This window comes from Herminiimonas sp. KBW02 (assembly GCF_003852535.1).
In the GTDB taxonomy this organism is placed as follows: domain Bacteria; phylum Pseudomonadota; class Gammaproteobacteria; order Burkholderiales; family Burkholderiaceae_D; genus Oxalicibacterium.
In genome coordinates, this window is record NZ_QAJP01000004.1 from 660673 (window position 1) to 677593 (window position 16921).

General features: G+C 53.2%; 18 protein-coding genes. 12 read left to right on the top strand and 6 right to left on the bottom strand.

Annotated features, from left to right (window positions below; all coding sequences use genetic code 11):
- Nucleotides 1–56: 56 nt before the first annotated feature.
- From truA to DBR37_RS07460, 10 genes are all read left to right on the top strand, one after another.
- The gene (truA, locus tag DBR37_RS07415) at nt 57–872 is read left to right on the top strand and encodes a tRNA pseudouridine(38-40) synthase TruA (RefSeq protein ID WP_124573808.1); all 816 of its coding nucleotides are present in this window, start codon (nt 57–59) and stop codon (nt 870–872) included.
- A gap of 21 nt (nt 873–893) precedes the next feature.
- Nucleotides 894–1571: a phosphoribosylanthranilate isomerase gene (locus DBR37_RS07420; RefSeq protein WP_124573809.1), complete on the top strand. Its 678-nt coding sequence runs from the start codon at nt 894–896 to the stop codon at nt 1569–1571.
- 14 nt (nt 1572–1585) lie between these two features.
- The gene (gene trpB, locus DBR37_RS07425; RefSeq protein WP_124573810.1) at nt 1586–2857 is read left to right on the top strand and encodes a tryptophan synthase subunit beta; all 1272 of its coding nucleotides are present in this window, start codon (nt 1586–1588) and stop codon (nt 2855–2857) included.
- 101 nt (nt 2858–2958) lie between these two features.
- On the top strand, nt 2959–3756 hold the full coding sequence (trpA, locus tag DBR37_RS07430) for a tryptophan synthase subunit alpha (RefSeq protein WP_124573811.1): 798 nt from the start codon (nt 2959–2961) through the stop codon (nt 3754–3756).
- Between the two features lie 107 nt (nt 3757–3863).
- On the top strand, nt 3864–4736 hold the full coding sequence (gene accD, locus DBR37_RS07435) for an acetyl-CoA carboxylase, carboxyltransferase subunit beta (RefSeq protein WP_012080015.1): 873 nt from the start codon (nt 3864–3866) through the stop codon (nt 4734–4736).
- Nucleotides 4737–4832: 96 nt separating this feature from the next.
- On the top strand, nt 4833–6131 hold the full coding sequence (folC, locus tag DBR37_RS07440; RefSeq protein ID WP_124573812.1) for a bifunctional tetrahydrofolate synthase/dihydrofolate synthase: 1299 nt from the start codon (nt 4833–4835) through the stop codon (nt 6129–6131).
- A 20-nt stretch (nt 6132–6151) separates the two neighbouring features.
- Entirely contained in the window at nt 6152–7018 is an 867-nt protein-coding gene (locus DBR37_RS07445; RefSeq protein ID WP_124573813.1) for an SPOR domain-containing protein, read from the top strand.
- A gap of 30 nt (nt 7019–7048) precedes the next feature.
- A complete protein-coding gene (locus DBR37_RS07450; protein WP_124573814.1) occupies nt 7049–7537 on the top strand; it encodes a CvpA family protein in 489 nt (162 codons plus the stop codon).
- A gap of 56 nt (nt 7538–7593) precedes the next feature.
- A complete protein-coding gene (gene purF / locus DBR37_RS07455; protein ID WP_124573815.1) occupies nt 7594–9111 on the top strand; it encodes an amidophosphoribosyltransferase in 1518 nt (505 codons plus the stop codon).
- A 77-nt stretch (nt 9112–9188) separates the two neighbouring features.
- Nucleotides 9189–10430: a cystathionine gamma-synthase family protein gene (locus DBR37_RS07460; protein ID WP_124573816.1), complete on the top strand. Its 1242-nt coding sequence runs from the start codon at nt 9189–9191 to the stop codon at nt 10428–10430.
- Between the two features lie 12 nt (nt 10431–10442).
- On the opposite strand, the gene DBR37_RS07465 is transcribed toward DBR37_RS07460, so the two are convergent.
- The 6 genes from DBR37_RS07465 to DBR37_RS07490 form a co-directional block, all read right to left on the bottom strand.
- A complete protein-coding gene (locus DBR37_RS07465; RefSeq protein WP_124573817.1) occupies nt 10443–11039 on the bottom strand; it encodes a TIGR00730 family Rossman fold protein in 597 nt (198 codons plus the stop codon).
- Between the two features lie 83 nt (nt 11040–11122).
- Nucleotides 11123–11719, bottom strand: a complete 597-nt coding sequence (locus tag DBR37_RS07470) for a phasin family protein (protein ID WP_124573818.1) — start codon at nt 11717–11719, stop codon at nt 11123–11125.
- A gap of 189 nt (nt 11720–11908) precedes the next feature.
- Nucleotides 11909–12406, bottom strand: coding sequence for an RDD family protein (locus DBR37_RS07475; protein ID WP_124573819.1), 498 nt, complete (start codon nt 12404–12406; stop codon nt 11909–11911).
- Nucleotides 12407–12424: 18 nt separating this feature from the next.
- The gene (locus DBR37_RS07480) at nt 12425–13153 is read right to left on the bottom strand and encodes a DUF3106 domain-containing protein (protein WP_124573820.1); all 729 of its coding nucleotides are present in this window, start codon (nt 13151–13153) and stop codon (nt 12425–12427) included.
- A 2-nt stretch (nt 13154–13155) separates the two neighbouring features.
- Nucleotides 13156–13566 (bottom strand): DUF3619 family protein, encoded by a 411-nt coding sequence (locus DBR37_RS07485; RefSeq protein ID WP_124573821.1) that lies wholly within the window; start codon nt 13564–13566, stop codon nt 13156–13158.
- Nucleotides 13563–14132: an RNA polymerase sigma factor gene (locus DBR37_RS07490; RefSeq protein WP_124573822.1), complete on the bottom strand. Its 570-nt coding sequence runs from the start codon at nt 14130–14132 to the stop codon at nt 13563–13565. Before DBR37_RS07490 ends, DBR37_RS07485 begins: the two co-directional genes overlap by 4 nt.
- Nucleotides 14133–14648: 516 nt before the next feature.
- On the opposite strand from DBR37_RS07490, the gene DBR37_RS07495 reads away from it, so the two are divergent.
- Both DBR37_RS07495 and ilvN read left to right on the top strand, forming a co-directional pair.
- Nucleotides 14649–16400 (top strand): acetolactate synthase 3 catalytic subunit, encoded by a 1752-nt coding sequence (locus DBR37_RS07495; protein ID WP_124573823.1) that lies wholly within the window; start codon nt 14649–14651, stop codon nt 16398–16400.
- A complete protein-coding gene (gene ilvN, locus DBR37_RS07500) occupies nt 16400–16891 on the top strand; it encodes an acetolactate synthase small subunit (RefSeq protein ID WP_012080002.1) in 492 nt (163 codons plus the stop codon). Before DBR37_RS07495 ends, ilvN begins: the two co-directional genes overlap by 1 nt.
- The last annotated feature ends 30 nt before the right edge of the window (nt 16892–16921 follow it).

Here is a 16921-nt window from a genome sequence, read left to right on the forward strand (position 1 = left end):
GCTATGCTTGCGCCCGTTTTCATTTTTAGTTTCGATTTTTCCGGTAAATTCTCTCTATGAGTGGAGTATCCAAACGCATCGTGCTTGGCGTGCAATATGACGGTGCGCCGTGGCAGGGCTGGCAGACACAGCTGAACGGCCTGACCGTGCAGGACAGGCTGGAATTTGCCCTGCATAAATTCACGCTGCAGGATGTCGGCACAGTGTGCGCCGGTCGTACCGATGCCGGTGTGCATGGACTGGAACAAGTGGTGCATTTTGACACTACGCTGGAGCGCGACATGTCGTCCTGGGTACGTGGTGTAAATACCTTTTTGCCGCCATCGATAGCGGTGCGCTGGGCCACTGAAGTACCGTACCGTCCGGAAGAGCAGGATAATTTCCATGCACGTTTCAGTGCGCGTTCACGTATGTATCAGTACGTGCTGTACAACAATCCGGTGCGCTCGCCCTTGTTGGAGGGCAAGGCAGGCTGGGTATTCCGCAAGCTGGATGTGACGCGCATGCAGGCAGCCGCGCAGCATTTGTTGGGTGAGCATGATTTTTCGACTTTCCGCTCAGTACAATGCCAGGCCAAATCACCGGTCAAAAGCATGTACGCAATCAAAATAGAGCAGCGGGGCGACCTGATCATGTTTACGCTGCACGCGAATGCCTTCCTGCATCACATGGTGCGCAATATAGTCGGCTCGCTGATTTATGTCGGCAATGGCTCGCAGCCGCCGGAGTGGTTGAAGGAAATACTTGATGGACGCGATCGCAAGTTTGCTGCCCCGACTTTTATGCCCGACGGCTTGTACCTGGCCAAAATCGATTACGATCCGAAGTGGCAGTTGCCGCAACTGGAAGTGCAGAATTTTTTTTGGTCTTAAGACTGATACCAAACATACCCAATGACACACCGTACCCGAATCAAGATATGTGGCCTGACGCGGCCGCAGGATGTGCACAGCGCGATTGCAGCGGGTGCCGATGCCGTCGGCTTCGTGTTTTACCCGAAGAGCCCGCGTTACATCGCTGCCGCAGCAGCCGGGCAACTGATCGCGCAGATTCCGCCTTTCGTTACGCCGGTTGGCTTATTCGTCAATGCAACACTGGAAGAAGTGCAGGCCATCATTGCACTGGCTCCTATTGCCTTGCTGCAATTTCATGGCGATGAGACGCCGGAACACTGCGCGGCAATAGCAAAAGCGGTAAATCGTCCATTCATACGCGCAATTCGCGTAAAAGAGGGTATGCAGCCAGCCGATTTGCTAGAATACGAGTCTGAATATCGCACCGCCAGTACATTGTTCACCGGCTTGTTGCTGGACACCTTTGTAGACAGTTATGGCGGCAGCGGAAAGGTCTTCGATTGGTCTCTCATTCTCGAAAACTTCGCGCCTCGGGTCGTTTTAAGTGGTGGCTTGAGCGCACAAAACGCGACTGACGCGGTACAACGCGTACGTCCCTATGCGGTCGACATCAGCAGTGGTGTCGAACAAGACAAGGGGATCAAGGACGCAACCAAAATACGCGCCTTCATCGCCGCGGTGCGAGCAGCAGATGCCACCGCGGATCAGACAAAATAGCAAAGAGAAAAGCCATGAAAGAATTAGACGTGCTGGGCAGTTTTGCCGAGCGACAAGCGATTGCAGAAAGCGCTTTGCATCAGACTGCTCCATACAATCTGCCTGATGCTCGCGGCCACTTTGGCCCCTATGGCGGCAGCTTCGTTGCAGAAACCCTGAGCCATGCGCTGGCTGAGCTGAAAGCAGCGTACGCGCATTACAGCAAAGATCCTTCCTTCCTCGCCGAATTCCATTACGACCTCAAGCATTTCGTCGGTCGTCCCAGCCCGATTTATCACGCCAAACGCTGGTCTGAAAAAATGGGCGGTGCGCAGATTTACTTCAAACGTGAGGATCTGAATCACACTGGTGCACACAAGATCAACAATGTGATCGGCCAGGCTTTGCTCGCCAAACGCATGGGTAAGCCGCGCATCATCGCGGAAACCGGTGCCGGCCAGCATGGTGTTGCGACCGCGACGATCTGCGCACGCTTCGGTCTCGAATGCGTGGTCTACATGGGTAGCGAAGACGTCAAACGCCAGGCGCAAAACGTCTACCGTATGAAATTGCTGGGCGCGAAAGTGGTACCAGTCGAATCCGGTTCAAAAACGTTGAAAGACGCGTTGAACGAAGCGATGCGCGACTGGGTGACCAATATCGAAAATACCTTCTACATCATCGGTACGGTGGCAGGCCCGCATCCATACCCGATGATGGTGCGCGACTTCCAGTCCGTGATCGGTAACGAGTGCATAGAACAAATGCCGGAAATGACCAGCCGTCAGCCTGATTATGTGGTGGCTTGTATCGGTGGCGGTTCGAATGCGATGGGTATTTTCTATCCATATATCGAGCACAAGAACGTCCAACTGGTTGGTGTCGAAGCAGCCGGTGAGGGCCTGGATAGCGGCAAGCATTCGGCTTCACTGACAGCCGGCTCGCCGGGTGTATTGCACGGCAATCGCACCTATTTGCTGCAGGATGAAAACGGCCAGATCATCGAAACACATTCGGTTTCTGCCGGCCTCGATTATCCGGGCGTAGGTCCTGAACACGCATGGTTGAAAGACTCCGGTCGTGCGCAATACGTCACCATCACAGACGATGAAGCGCTGCAGGCTTTCCACGATTGCTGCCATATTGAAGGCATCATCCCGGCGCTGGAATCCAGCCATGCCCTGAGCTATGCAGCCAAGCTGGCCGCGACCTTGCCGAAAGACAAGGTCGTGTTGGCCAACCTCTCAGGCCGCGGCGACAAGGATATGCATACAGTGGCACAACGCATGGGTTTGCAATTCGATTAAATCAGCGCGCAGAAATCTCCGCTGCTGAACGGTAGCGGAGCCCTGATGCCTGTTGCTCAAACTACGGTTCATCCAGTCCGGAAAATTTATAAAGTATCTCCATGTCCAGAATTCAGTCCACCCTGGCCGCGTTGGCGGCAAAGAATAAAAAAGGTCTCATTCCTTTCATTACCGCTGGTGATCCGGCGCCTGAGCTGACAGTGCCGCTGATGCATGCGCTGGTCGCAGGCGGTGCCGATATTTTGGAATTGGGTGTACCTTTTTCGGATCCGATGGCAGAAGGCCCGGTCATTCAACGCGCCTGCGAACGCGCACTGGTGTTCGGCGTCAGCATGCATGACGTGCTGGGTTTCGTCAGTGAGTTCCGCAAGACCAATAGCACCACACCGGTGGTACTGATGGGGTATGCCAATCCTATCGAACGCATGGGGCAAACCAATTTCGTGCTGGCGGCCAAGGCGGCTGGAGTCGATGGCACCATCGTGGTGGATTACCCGCCGGAAGAGTGCGAAGAGTTTGCCGAAACTTTGAAGGCGAACGATATGGACCCTATCTTCCTGTTGTCGCCCACCTCGACCGAAGAACGTATCCAGCAAGTAGCTAAATTCGGTAGCGGCTTCAGCTACTACGTCTCGCTCAAGGGCGTCACGGGTGCGGCCAATATTGATACCAAAGAAGTGGCAGAACGCATCGCTGCGATCCGCAAATACGTGAAATTGCCTATCGGTGTCGGTTTTGGTATTCGCGACGCGGCAACGGCCAAAGCAGTTGCGGCAGTATCCGATGCCGTTGTGATCGGCAGCCGGATCATCCAGGAGCTGGAAAACAGCCCGCGCGAACAAGCTGTTGAAAGAGTGCAAACGTTTATTGCCGGTATACGCAAGGCTTTGGACGAATAAGATGAAAATGTCGTGTTAGACAAGTAAAATACTGTCCGACACGTAATTGTGGCGAATTGCCGTGCAAACGGTACAATTCGGCCAGTACAAAATTGAAAGAGGTCACGATGAGTTGGCTAGAAAAGTTACTTCCCCCACGTATCCAGCGTTCCGATGCGGCGCAACGCAAGTCCATCCCGGAAGGTTTGTGGGTTAAATGCCCATCCTGTGAAGCAGTCCTGTATCGCACGGATCTGGAATCGAATATCCACGTTTGCCCGAAATGCGACCACCACATGCGCATCCGTGCCCGTGACCGTCTCGATGCCTTGCTCGACGCCGGCGGCCGCTACGACATCGGCCAAGAAGTCCTGCCAGTCGATACGCTCAAGTTCAAAGACAGCAAAAAATACCCGGATCGCCTGAAATCGGCGCTGGAAGCAACCGGTGAGACCGATGCTCTGGTTGTCCTGGGTGGCTCCATCATGAGCCTGCCAGTGGTCGTAGCCTGCTTTGAATTTGAGTTCATGGGAGGTTCCATGGGTTCCGTGGTCGGCGAACGCTTTGCGCGTGGCGCCCAAACTGCGCTGGAGCAAAAAGTACCGTTTATTTGCATCACCGCTACCGGCGGTGCGCGTATGCAAGAAGGTTTGTTGTCATTGATGCAAATGGCTAAAACAACTTCCATGCTGACCAAGTTGGCAGAAAAGAAATTGCCGTTTATTTCGGTGTTGACTGATCCGACCATGGGTGGTGTTTCCGCTTCCTTCGCGTTCATGGGCGACGTCGTGATTGCCGAACCTAAGGCGTTGATCGGTTTTGCCGGTCCGCGCGTGATTGAAAACACCGTTCGTGAAAAGCTGCCGGAAGGCTTCCAGCGTGCTGAATTCCTGGTGCAAAAAGGTGCGGTGGACATGATTGTTGACCGTCGTAAAATGCGCGAAGAAATTGCCCGTATCCTGGCCTTGTTGCAAAATCAGGCGGCTGAAGTCCTGGCCTGATCTCCCGGCTTGGTCAAAAAAGCCCGAACCTCATGTGTTCGGGCTTTTTATTTGCGTTTTCGCCTTTACATACTGTTCTCTACCTGACGAGTTTGCATGGAAAATCCCACGACCCTGGCTGACTGGCTAAGCCGCCTGGAAGCGATGCATCCGAAAGCCATCGATATGGGGCTGGATCGCGTGCGCCAGGTCAAGCAGGCGATGAATGTGCAGTTCGCGTGCCCGGTGATTATCGTCGGCGGCACCAACGGCAAGGGCTCCACCTGTGCAATGCTGGAAGCGATACTCCTGCGTGCCGGTTATCGCGTCGGTTTATACACCTCACCACACTTGCTGCACTTCAACGAGCGCATGCGTCTTAACGGCGTCTCCTGTAGCGATCAGGAGTTGATCGCCGCCTTTGACAAGCTGGAAGCCGTACGCGGTGATGTTTCTCTCTCATATTTCGAATTCACTACACTGGCAGCGATCCAATTGTTTGCAGATGCCAAGCTGGATGCTGTGATCTTTGAAGTCGGTCTCGGTGGCCGACTGGATGCAGTCAATGTGCTGGATGCTGATGTCTCTATCGTGACCAGTGTGGATATCGATCACACCGAATACCTGGGTGATACCCGCGAAAAAATCGGCTTTGAAAAGGCCGGGATTTTCCGTGCCGGCAAAACCGCAATTTGCGGTGATCCGGTACCGCCTGCCTCGCTGGTCGAACATGCCGAGAAAATAGGCGCTGACCTCTGGCTGTTCAACCGTGATTTCAACTATTCCGGCGACAAGCAACAATGGAATTTCAGCGGTCGTGGTCGTCGCCGCAATTCCCTCGGTTATCCTGCCTTGCGCGGCGCCAATCAGCTATTGAACGCCTCATCCGTACTGGCGGCGCTGGAAGCGTTGCGCTTGCGTCTGCCGGTAGGCGCGCAGGAAGTACGTACCGGCCTGGCTGTCGTCGATTTGCCGGGCCGTTTTCAGGTGTTACCAGGGCAACCGACGGTTATCCTGGATGTGGCGCATAACCCGCATGCGGCCGCTACTTTGGCGCAGAATCTCGACAATATGAACTTCTCGCCCTACACCTACGCGGTATTCGGTGCGATGCAGGACAAGGACATAGACGGCGTCATCGCTCACCTGAAAGGCCGCGTTGACCACTGGTGTGTGACCGATTTGCCGCTGCCGCGTGCCGCCAGTGCCGCCGAGATTAAAGACAGGCTGGTGCATGCTTATGGCGAAATGCCGCCGGCCAGTGATACCGAACGCAGCATCCTTACCTTTGCCTCACCTGCAGAAGCTTTTGCAAATGCACTCAGCCGAGCGGGGGAGAATGATAGAATTGCGGTTTTCGGATCGTTCCTGACTGTTGCTGGCGTCATGGAATTCCGTAATTCCGAACATCACTGACGAATTTCACATTACATCGTATGGGCTTGTTCTCGTTTCTTCGTAAAAATCAGCAGGATTCATCGGTCGGCAAGAGCGATTTTTATTCGCAGGCTGATGAAGAAAAACCGGCTCGCGGCAAGCGCAAGCAGGGCAACAGACGCGAGGAACCGGTTGATCCGGTCTTGCCAGAAAAGAAACGTGCGCGCCGCCGTCTGGTAGGCGCGATTGCGCTGGTTCTGGCCGCCATTATTGGTTTGCCGATGATACTGGACTCTGAACCGAGACAGCTGCCAGACGACATCGATATCCAGATTCCATCCAAAGACTCACCTGCACCGGCGGCACAAGCCAAAGCCGGGCTGGTAGCGAAAGCAGATAGCTCCACAGCTGCAAACAATTCGCTGAGCGCAGAAGAAGAGATCGTCGAGCCGGAATCTGCGGCTCCGGCAATCGCCGCGCCTAAGGACAGTCCTAAAGAAACACCCAAAGAAACGGTAAAAGTTGAGCCTAAGCCTGCAGAAGCAGAGAAAAAGCCACAGGTAGCGACTGCCAAGCCGGAAGCTGCAGAACCAAAAGCAACACCGCATGCTCCAAGTGTTAGCAAAGCGGACGAGGCTGCACGGGCACGCGCGATCCTGGAAGGCAAGCCAGCTCCTGCCGCCGCTGCGCATGCATCCGGTAAGGTCGTGCTGCAAGTCGCCGCACTGGCATCGCAGGATAAGGTCAATGAGTTGCAGAAAAAGCTGCATGCAGCAGGTTTGAAGTCATATACGCAAAAAGTGGCAACGGAATCGGGTGAGCGTATCCGCGTCCGGATAGGCCCGTTTGCGAATGAGGCGGAAGCAGAGAAAGCACGAGCAAAACTGACTAAAATCGGTTTGACAGCCAAGTCCTTCCCGGCCTGATGTGTCGCAAGGCAGTGAAGCAGAGCGACTGTGACGATTTTTGATTACCTGGTTTTATTCGTACTGATTTGCTCAGTTGTGATCAGTACCTTGCGTGGACTGGTGAAGGAAATCCTGTCCCTGCTGAGCTGGATAGTGGCATTTTTCGTTGCCAATGCCTATGGTGAAACATTGGCGCAGTGGCTGCCGGAAATGGTGCCGGGTAAGACGGCACGTCTGATTGTGGCTTTTATCGTATTGTTCATCGGTGTGCGCATCCTGATGGGCTTGCTCACGATGGCGCTGGACGCGGTGATCAAGGCTTCAGGCCTGACGCTGGCGGACCGGGGGCTGGGTGGTTTGTTTGGTTTGGCGCGTGGTTTGCTGATTGTGCTGGCGGCGGTGTTGTTGTGCGGCATGACGGCGATTCCACAGCAACCGTTCTGGAAGGATGCACTGTTTAGTCCGCTGGCAGAAACTGCAGCACATACGGTCAAACCCTTCCTGCCGGGCGAGTTTGCGCAGCACATAGAATTCTGATTCACCATAATATAAATAATTCTTAGTTTTAATTTGCTTTAGTTGAGGAGTCCACCATGTGTGGCATTGTTGGCGTTGTTTCTCACACCCCTGTCAATCAATTGATATATGACGCGTTGCTGCTGCTGCAGCACCGTGGTCAGGATGCTGCCGGTATCGCTACCGATAACGGCAATACATTCAGCATGCACAAAGCGAACGGCCTGGTACGGGATGTCTTCCGTACCCGCAATATGCGTTCGCTGTTCGGTAATTCGGGTGTCGGCCAGGTCCGTTACCCGACTGCCGGTTCTTCCAGTGCGGAAGAAGCGCAACCGTTCTACGTTAATGCGCCGTTCGGCATCATCATGGCGCACAACGGTAACCTGACGAACTGGGAACAGCTCAAAATCGAGATGTTCAAAAACGACAGGCGTCACATCAACACGACCTCCGACTCGGAAGTCCTGTTGAATGTACTGGCACATGAAATCCAGCAAGCGACCACTGGTTACTCGCTCGATCCGGCCGCCATTTTCAAAGCGGTTGCCATGGTGCACAAACGTGTACGTGGTTCGTATGCAGTCACCGCGCAAATCGCTGGTTACGGCTTGCTGGCTTTCCGCGATCCGTTCGGCATTCGCCCGCTGTGCATCGGTTTCAATGAAACTGATCACGGTACCGAGTACCTGGTAGCCAGCGAGTCGGTGGCGCTTGAAGGTCTGGGCTTCCGTTTCTTGCGCGATGTGTTGCCAGGCGAAGCGATTTTTATCGACCTCGACGGCAAACTGTATAACCAGCAATGTGCTGAAAACCCAACGCTCAATCCATGTGCGTTTGAGTTCGTTTATTTCGCACGCCCTGATTCCATCATTGATGGTGCTTCGGTCTATGCGACGCGCCTGAAAATGGGTGAGTATCTGGCAGAGAAGATCAAAAAAGAAGTTCCGCTTGGCGATATCGATGTCGTCATGCCTATCCCTGATTCGTCGCGTCCGGCTGCGATGGAACTGGCGCAAAAGCTGAATATTGAATACCGCGAAGGCTTTATCAAAAACCGTTACATCGGTCGTACCTTCCTGATGCCGGGACAGGCGATTCGTAGCAAGTCGGTGCGCCAGAAACTGAATGCAATCGGTTCCGAATTCAAAGGCAAAAATGTATTGCTGGTCGATGACTCCATCGTCCGTGGTACGACCAGCCGTGAAATCGTCCAGATGGCACGTGAAGCCGGCGCGAAGAAAGTCATCTTCGCTTCGGCCGCGCCACCGGTGATGTATCCAAACGTATACGGTATCGATATGCCGACCCGTGCGGAATTGATCGCCTATGGCCGTAGCACCGAAGAAGTGTGCCGTGAGATCACTGCAGATGCATTGATTTATCAGGATATCGAAGCCTTGAAACGTTCGATCTCTGATGTGAATCCTGCATTGAAGAGCCTGGAAGCATCGTGCTTTGACGGCATCTATGTGACCGGTGATATTTCACGCGACTATCTGGATCGTATTGAGTTCGCGCGTAACAATCCAAAACCGGAAGTGGACGATAGCGTTCGCTCGCAATTGAATTTGAATCTGGCACAGGTAGATTAATTCTATTTAAGCTACGTTACTGCTATGCCTGATTTGCACACGCAAGTGTGCATTCAGGCATTTTTTTCTTGGCCATCATGACAGACTCCAAAAAATACGGCTTTACCACCACTACCTTGCATAGCGATCGCCAAAAAGAGATCGAGCACGGTTCGCTGCACAAACCTATCCATACCTCGGTCACCTTCGGCTACAACGACGCACGTGAGCTGGCTACCGTATTCCAGGGCAAGAAGCCTGGTTATCGCTACGGACGTCAGGGCAATCCGACAGTGGCAGCGCTGGAAGACAAAGTGAACAAGATGGAAGAAGGTCTTTCCACGATTTGCTTTGCGACCGGTATGGCTGCGATAGGCGCAGTGGTACAAGCCTTGTTGCGCGAAGGTGATCATGTGGTGTCGTCGGCTTACTTGTTCGGTAATACCAATAGCCTGTGGCAAACCGTAGGCGGGCAGGGCGTCAAAATCTCCATGGTGGATGCGACCGACGTCAAAAACGTGGAAGCAGCGATCCAGCCTAACACGCGTATCGTCTTTGTCGAAACTATCGCCAATCCGCGCACCCAGGTTGCTGATCTGGCGCGCATAGGCAAGCTGTGTGCAGAGCGCGGGATCCTGTATGTAGTCGATAACACCATGACTTCGCCGTATCTGTTCCGTCCGAAAACGGTAGGTGCCAGCATCGTCATCAATGCGCTGACCAAATCAATAGGGGGCCATGGCAATGCGCTGGGTGGCAGCCTGACCGATACTGGTTTGTATGACTGGGCGCGCTTCCCGAATATCCTGGAAACTTATAAGCGTTATCCTGCTGCACAGTGGGGTATGGCACAAATACGTGCCAAGTCCTTACGCGATTTTGGTGGTTCGCTCGGGCCGGAAGCGGCGCATCATCTGGCCGTTGGCGCGGAAACCATGGCGCTGCGTCTGGATCGTGAATGTGCGAATGCACTGGCTGTGGCGCAGATGCTGGAAGCAGATGAGCGTGTCGCGGCGGTGTATTACCCAGGCTTGAAGTCACACCCACAGCACGCGATCTCGACCGAGCTGTTCCGCGCGTATGGCAGCCTGTTCAGCTTCGAACTGAAGGATGGTATCGATTGCTTCGATTATCTGAACCGCCTGCAACTGGGCGTGTCGGCCAGCAATCTCGGTGATACCCGTACGCTGGTGATTCCGGTTGCCCATACGATTTTCTATGAAATGGGTGCAGAGCGCCGCGCCAGCATGGGAATAGCAGAATCCCTGATCCGTGTTTCGATCGGGATAGAAGACACGGCTGACCTGGTGGAAGATTTCCGCCAGGCGCTGGATGCCTGATTTGGTGGGGTATTAAGGCAGCAGTGTTTTAGCTGCCAGCGCATCCAGCACCTTGGTGCTGGGTTGCGGCACAAAAGTCTGCAGTCGTATCATGAGTGCAAGCGGCGTTGTTTCATGCATCATCAATGAGGCCTGATTGTCTTTCACAAAACCTTGGGCGACCTGGTTTTGCAGGAAGGCGATCAGTCCGTCATAAAAACCATCTACATTCAATACGCCTATCGGTTTCTGATGGAAACCAAGCTGTGACCAGGTCAGAATCTCAAACAGCTCTTCCAGTGTACCTATGCCGCCCGGCATCGCGACGAAACCATCCGATAGTTCTGCCATCAAGGCCTTGCGTTCGTGCATGTCCTTGACCACGTGTAAATGCGTTAGCTCTTTGTGGCCGACTTCCTTATCCATCAAGGCTTGCGGAATGACGCCGGTAGCCTTGCCACCGAGGCGCAGGATTTCATTGGCAATCACACCCATCAAGCCGACATTGCCACCGCCATAGACCAGCTCGATCTGGCGATCGACCATTTCTTTGGCCAGTGAGCGAGCACCTTCGGCATAAACCGGTTTGACTCCATAAGACGAGCCGCAATAAACACAAAGAGATTTCATTTTCGGTACAGGGAGAGGGTGGCTGGATGTGCTGATGTTGCAGATGCGGGTTTGCGCCAGGCGCAAACCCTGCGGTACGTGGCTTAAGCGGTTTTTACTGCTGCTTTGCGTGCTGCCGGCTTTTTCGCTGCAGCTTTTTTGACAGGTGCTTTTTTGACAGGTGCTTTCTTGGCTGCAGGTTTAGCTGCTGCTTTTTTCGCTACGGCTTTCTTCGCCGGAGTTTTCTTGGCAGCAGCTTTTTTGCCTGCAGTTTTCTTGGTTGCCGGTTTCTTTATGCCAGCGGCTGCCGCACCTTTATTGGTGAGCGTATCTATGCGTTTATGCAGCGCTTCCAGTTCTTTTTTGGTTGTAACGCCAAAATGATTGAGGGAGTTGGCTACCGTGTTTTCGATTAATTGCTCGAGTTTGTCCCAGGAGCTGGATGCCTGCTTGCCGACATTGTTGCTGAGTTTGAGCAAGCCGTCCGAGACATCGGCCACTTTGCTTTCGGCGATCTTGCGTGTGCGCTTTTGCAGGCTACTGCCTTTTTTTGCCAGCTTGGCGAGCACGCGTTCACCTTCTTGCTGTGTTTTGGCAAAGGCTTCGAGGCCTGCTTGCCAGATTTGCTGAGCCGAGGCGTGTACGCCGTCGCTCAATTGTTTGCTTCCTGATTTCGTTGTTTTTTTCAGTTTCTTTACCATGTGACTTCTCCACTTTTTGGTTAAACAAAAATGCCGTTACAGGCATGACACGTCAATCAAGATGAATACTGAAGTTACGACTCATTCTACCTATGCATAGACCATAAGGAAGCAACAAGATTCACTTTTAACACTAAATAGCGAAGAGAGAGGCAGGGCGGCATGCCTGCGCGCTGGCAGGAAATGGATTTATTTGATTTTACTGAGCTGGATCAGTTTGGTGCCGGCAATGCGGTCATGCAGGAACTGGCGGCTAGGATGTACATAAGCGGCGAGTGCCCACGCAGCGACGTTGGCGCAGACGATGGCAACCGACGTCCATGCCTTGGCGTCAAGTGCCCATGCAATCGCCAGACCAGGCAGGAACCAGAACCAGGCAAGGAAGTAGCGCGCGACTGCATGCTTGAAACTCAGCGTATGGTTATCAACTGTTACCACGCGTATGCGCCAGGTTTTCATCGGCAGGGTCTGGCCGCTGTGGATCCAGAACCAGACGAAATAGGCGCCGACGACAAAGAATAGCCAGTACTGCAAGGCATGGCGCAGGTAGAGGGCATTACGTTGCTGGAAAATCGTGGAGAACAGCAGGCCAGCGATGGCGATCACACCGAATAGCAATACGCCTTCATAAATCATTGTAGTCAGGCGGCGTTTGATCGTAGGCGTATCAGAACTATTCAATGACATAAGGCGAGGGCGGTAGTTTTATTGCGATTGTACCGCAGACGCCGGGGCCGGCACCGCTGCCGGTGGAGGTAATGAAGGTTGTATCGCTTCCTGTCGCGGCACCGGTTGTTTCGCGGGCACAGCTTTAGGCGCCACTTTTACTTGCGACGGATTTTGATCGTTGCTTAAGCCGTTACTGGCGCTACCGCTCAGGCGTGGCGGATTGACGATGCGCTTAGGCGGCGGCGCGGTATCAGCCAATTGCTTTTTCTTTTCGTCCGGCAGCTGTTGATACTCTTCCCACTGCCTGGCCTTTTGTTCTGCATTCAGTTTTTTTGCGCGATTATAGTTTTCGCGCGCCAGGCGTCTTTGATCCGGAGTCAGCTTGACCCAGTCGCGCATGCGTTCCTGCATGCGTTCCTGTTCAGGCGGCGTCATGGTGGCAAAGCGATTTGCCAGTTCCAGCCACTTTTCCTTGCGGAAGGAATCCAGCTTGTGCCAGTCGCCAGCCAATGGCTCGAGCGCCTTCTTTTGCGCCGGGCTGAGTTTGTTCCATTCTGACTTGGTACTGGTCTTGGCAGTAGGGGCCGGGCTTGCTTTGACGATAGGTTTGCTATTTGCAACCGGGGGCGTGCCCGCAGGTGCAGGCGTCGGCGCGCTAGCCGGCGCTGCTTGCGTTGCACTGGTGTATGCAAGGGACAAGGCGAAGAGGGTATTAGTGATTTTCCCGAGAGCAGATGCATTCAGGGAAAAAATCCATGCCTTCATGCCTATTTGTCCCCTTTTGTCAAAAATGCATCAAAACCATGATCCAAGTAAGCGGATATAGGCAAATCATCAGTTAACACTTCGGCATCAATCGATGCTGAATCCATGATTTGCTGGTGTTGTTCAAATTGATAGATGGCGAACAGGCCGAAAACCAAAGCTGCCAGCGGTACCGCCATACCCATGCGACCCAGCCAGGCCCAGCGATTGCCGGACGAAGAATCAGCGTCGCCATGGGATGCCAGTGCTGGTTGCGCGACGAAAGCAGGTGCCGTCGCAGTCTGCTTTTTATGGGATAGCGCGATTTTACGCGCAGATGCCAGGCGTTCGGCGGTGTTTGCCGAAACCTTGTTGGCGCTTTCATCCAGCGCGTGGCTTAACTTGTAAGCGAGGTCCAGTTCTTTGGTTTTCATAGGTAAATTCCTTTGGCTTTGAGCGCCTGAGCCAAGGCATGCGTTGCACGGGAACAGTGCGTTTTTACACTTCCTTCGGAGCATCCCATTACGGCGGCAGTTTCTGCCACGTTCAGATCCTGCCAATAACGCATCAGGAAGGCTTCTCGTTGACGTGATGGGAGATTTTGTACTTCGTGCTCTATGAATTCGAGAATTTGCTTGCGTTCCAGCTTAACCAGACCGGTTTCGGAGCCGAAGCTGCCTTCCTCTGCCTCTATCATATCCATCGCGTCGAAATTTTCCTGGTCTTCCTGTTTATTTCCAAAGCTGGAAAACAGGCTGATCCACGAGGAGCGGACTTTTTCACGGCGAAAATAATCGCGGATGGTATTTTGCAGGATGCGCTGGAACAGCATGGGTAGTTCTGGCGCCGGCTTGTCGCCGTATTTCTCTGCGAGTTTGATCATGGCATCCTGGACGATGTCCAGTGCCGATTCTTCCTTGCGAACCGCGTACACCGCCTGCTTGAAGGCGCGGCGTTCGACATCTTCGAGAAAATCCGAAAGTTCTTTATCAGTTGCCATTGGATGCAGCGCATTCGATTGAACGCTGCCTAGGGTGTTTCGGGATGAGATGTCTAAACAATTCGACAATCACGTTTTTAAACTGCACGCATGCTAGCAAAAAAGCCTCGTTTGCGGGTGTTTTTTGCGCAAAATCGTTGATTCCATACAGCTTTCCAGCGATTTAGCTTGACCTATATTGTGCAACGCAGTAACGTAGCGTTCCCCTTACCATCTCAAAGGGTACCCATGGTCTTTCCGCATATTGCGCATGATGCAATCTTGTTGAAAGACGCGCTTCAAACAATTTGAAAGCTGTTTGCTCTAACCCGCGCCACAAGCGCGAGAAATCCGTCATTACCCCAGAACCTCTGGCTGAACGAGTCGCGTTAAGCGTCTTTTTGAAACACATACACACATGTGTGACGAATCGGCGTGACCGCACAAAAAAGGGATGCCTAAGCACTGGAGCATTTAGCGGTTTCATCAGGAGAGAGCATCCGATCAATTTCCAATGGACCTTGAAAGGACGTTAGCATGACCACTGAAACAAGTACTACCAGCAATAATAAAATCGGCGAAGAACTGACTGGCGCCGAGATCGTTGTCCGTTGCCTGGCTGAAGAAGGTGTTGAACATGTGTTCGGCTACCCTGGCGGCGCAGTGCTTTACATCTACGACGCGATTTTCAATCACAGCAAATTCCAGCATATCCTGGTGCGCCATGAACAGGCCGCCGTGCATGCTGCTGACGCATACTCCCGCAGCTCCAATAAAGTCGGCGTTTGCCTGGTGACCTCTGGTCCTGGCGTAACCAATGCCGTTACCGGTTTGGCGACTGCGTATATGGATTCGATTCCGATGATCGTCATTTCCGGTCAGGTGCCTTCGCACGCGATCGGCCTGGATGCGTTCCAGGAATGCGATACCGTCGGTATTACGCGTCCATGCGTTAAACACAATTTCCTCGTCAAGGACGTCAAGGATCTGGCAGCGACCATGAAGAAAGCGTTCTTCATTGCTACCACCGGCCGTCCAGGTCCGGTGCTGATCGACATCCCTAAAGACATCACGATGCACAAGTGCGTGTTCGAGTATCCGCAAGAAGTTGAAATGCGCTCGTACAAGCCGGTAGACAAAGGCCACTCCGGTCAAATCCGCAAAGCGGTGCAGCTCTTGCTGCAAGCTGAACGTCCGATGATTTATACCGGCGGCGGTGTGATCCTGGCCAATGCTTCGGAAGAATTGAATCGTCTGGTTGATCGTCTCGGTTTTCCATGCACCAACACCCTGATGGGTCTGGGCGCGTACAAAGCCTCGAGCGATAAATTCGTCGGTATGCCAGGTATGCACGGCACCTACGAAGCCAACATGGCGATGCAGCACTCGGACGTGATGATTGCGATCGGCGCGCGCTTTGATGACCGCGTGATCGGCAACCCGAAACATTTCTCTGCAACCCCGCGCAAGATTATTCATATCGACATCGATCCATCGTCGATTTCGAAGCGCGTCAAGGTTGACATTCCTATCGTCGGCAACGTCAAGGAAGTGCTGGTTGAATTGCTGGCGCAACTGGATGCAGCTGACGCCAAACCGAACAGCGTTGCGCTGTCGGCATGGTGGAAACAAATCAATGAATGGCGCAAACGCGATTGCCTGAAGTTTACTGATTCGACTGAAGTCATCAAGCCGCAATCGGTGATCCAGAAAGTCTGGGAAGTCACCAAGGGTGATGCATTCATCACTTCGGACGTAGGTCAGCATCAAATGTGGGCGGCACAGTACTATCCGTTCAACAAGCCGCGTCGCTGGATCAACTCGGGTGGTCTCGGCACCATGGGCGTCGGCTTGCCATACGCGATGGGTGTGCAAAAGGCGAATCCGGATGCAACCGTGGCCTGTATCACTGGTGAAGCATCGATCCAGATGTGTATCCAGGAGCTGGCGACCTGCAAGCAGTACCACCTGACACCGAAAATCATTCTGTTGAACAACCGCTTCCTCGGTATGGTTCGTCAGTGGCAACAGCTGGAATACGGTTCACGTTATTCCGAGTCCTACATGGATTCCCTGCCTGACTTTAACAAGCTGGTTGAGTCTTACGGTCACGTCGGTATGAAGATCGAAAATCCGGCTGATGTCGATGGCGCACTGAAAGAAGCGTTCGACATGAAAGACCGACTGGTATTCATGAATTTCATTACGGATCAAACCGAAAACGTCTGGCCTATGGTCAAGACAGGCAAAGGTTTGACTGAAATGCTGTTGGGTTCGGAGGATCTGTGATGCGCCATATCGTTTCTGTTTTACTGGAAAATGAAGCGGGTGCCTTGTCGCGCGTAGTAGGCTTGTTCTCTGCGCGTGGTTACAACATTGAAACGTTGACCGTGGCCCCAACCGAAGATGCAACCTTGTCGCGGATGACAATTGTCACCAGCGGCTCGGACGATGTGATTGAGCAAATCACGAAGCATTTGAACCGTTTGATCGAAGTGGTGAAAGTGGTCGACCTGACCGAAGGTGCGTTTATCGAACGTGAGCTCATGCTCATCAAGATACGTGCAGTCGGTAAGGAACGTGAAGAAATGAAACGTACTGCGGATATCTTCCGCGGTCGCATCATTGACGTCACGGACAAGACTTACACCATCGAGTTGACCGGTAACAAAACCAAGCTCGACGCGTTTATCGATTCGATCGATCGCACCGCGATTCTGGAAACTGTCCGTACGGGCGGCTCCGGTATCGGTCGCGGCGAACGCATACTCAAAGTTTAAGTAGTTCATTCACACCAACAACACCATTTA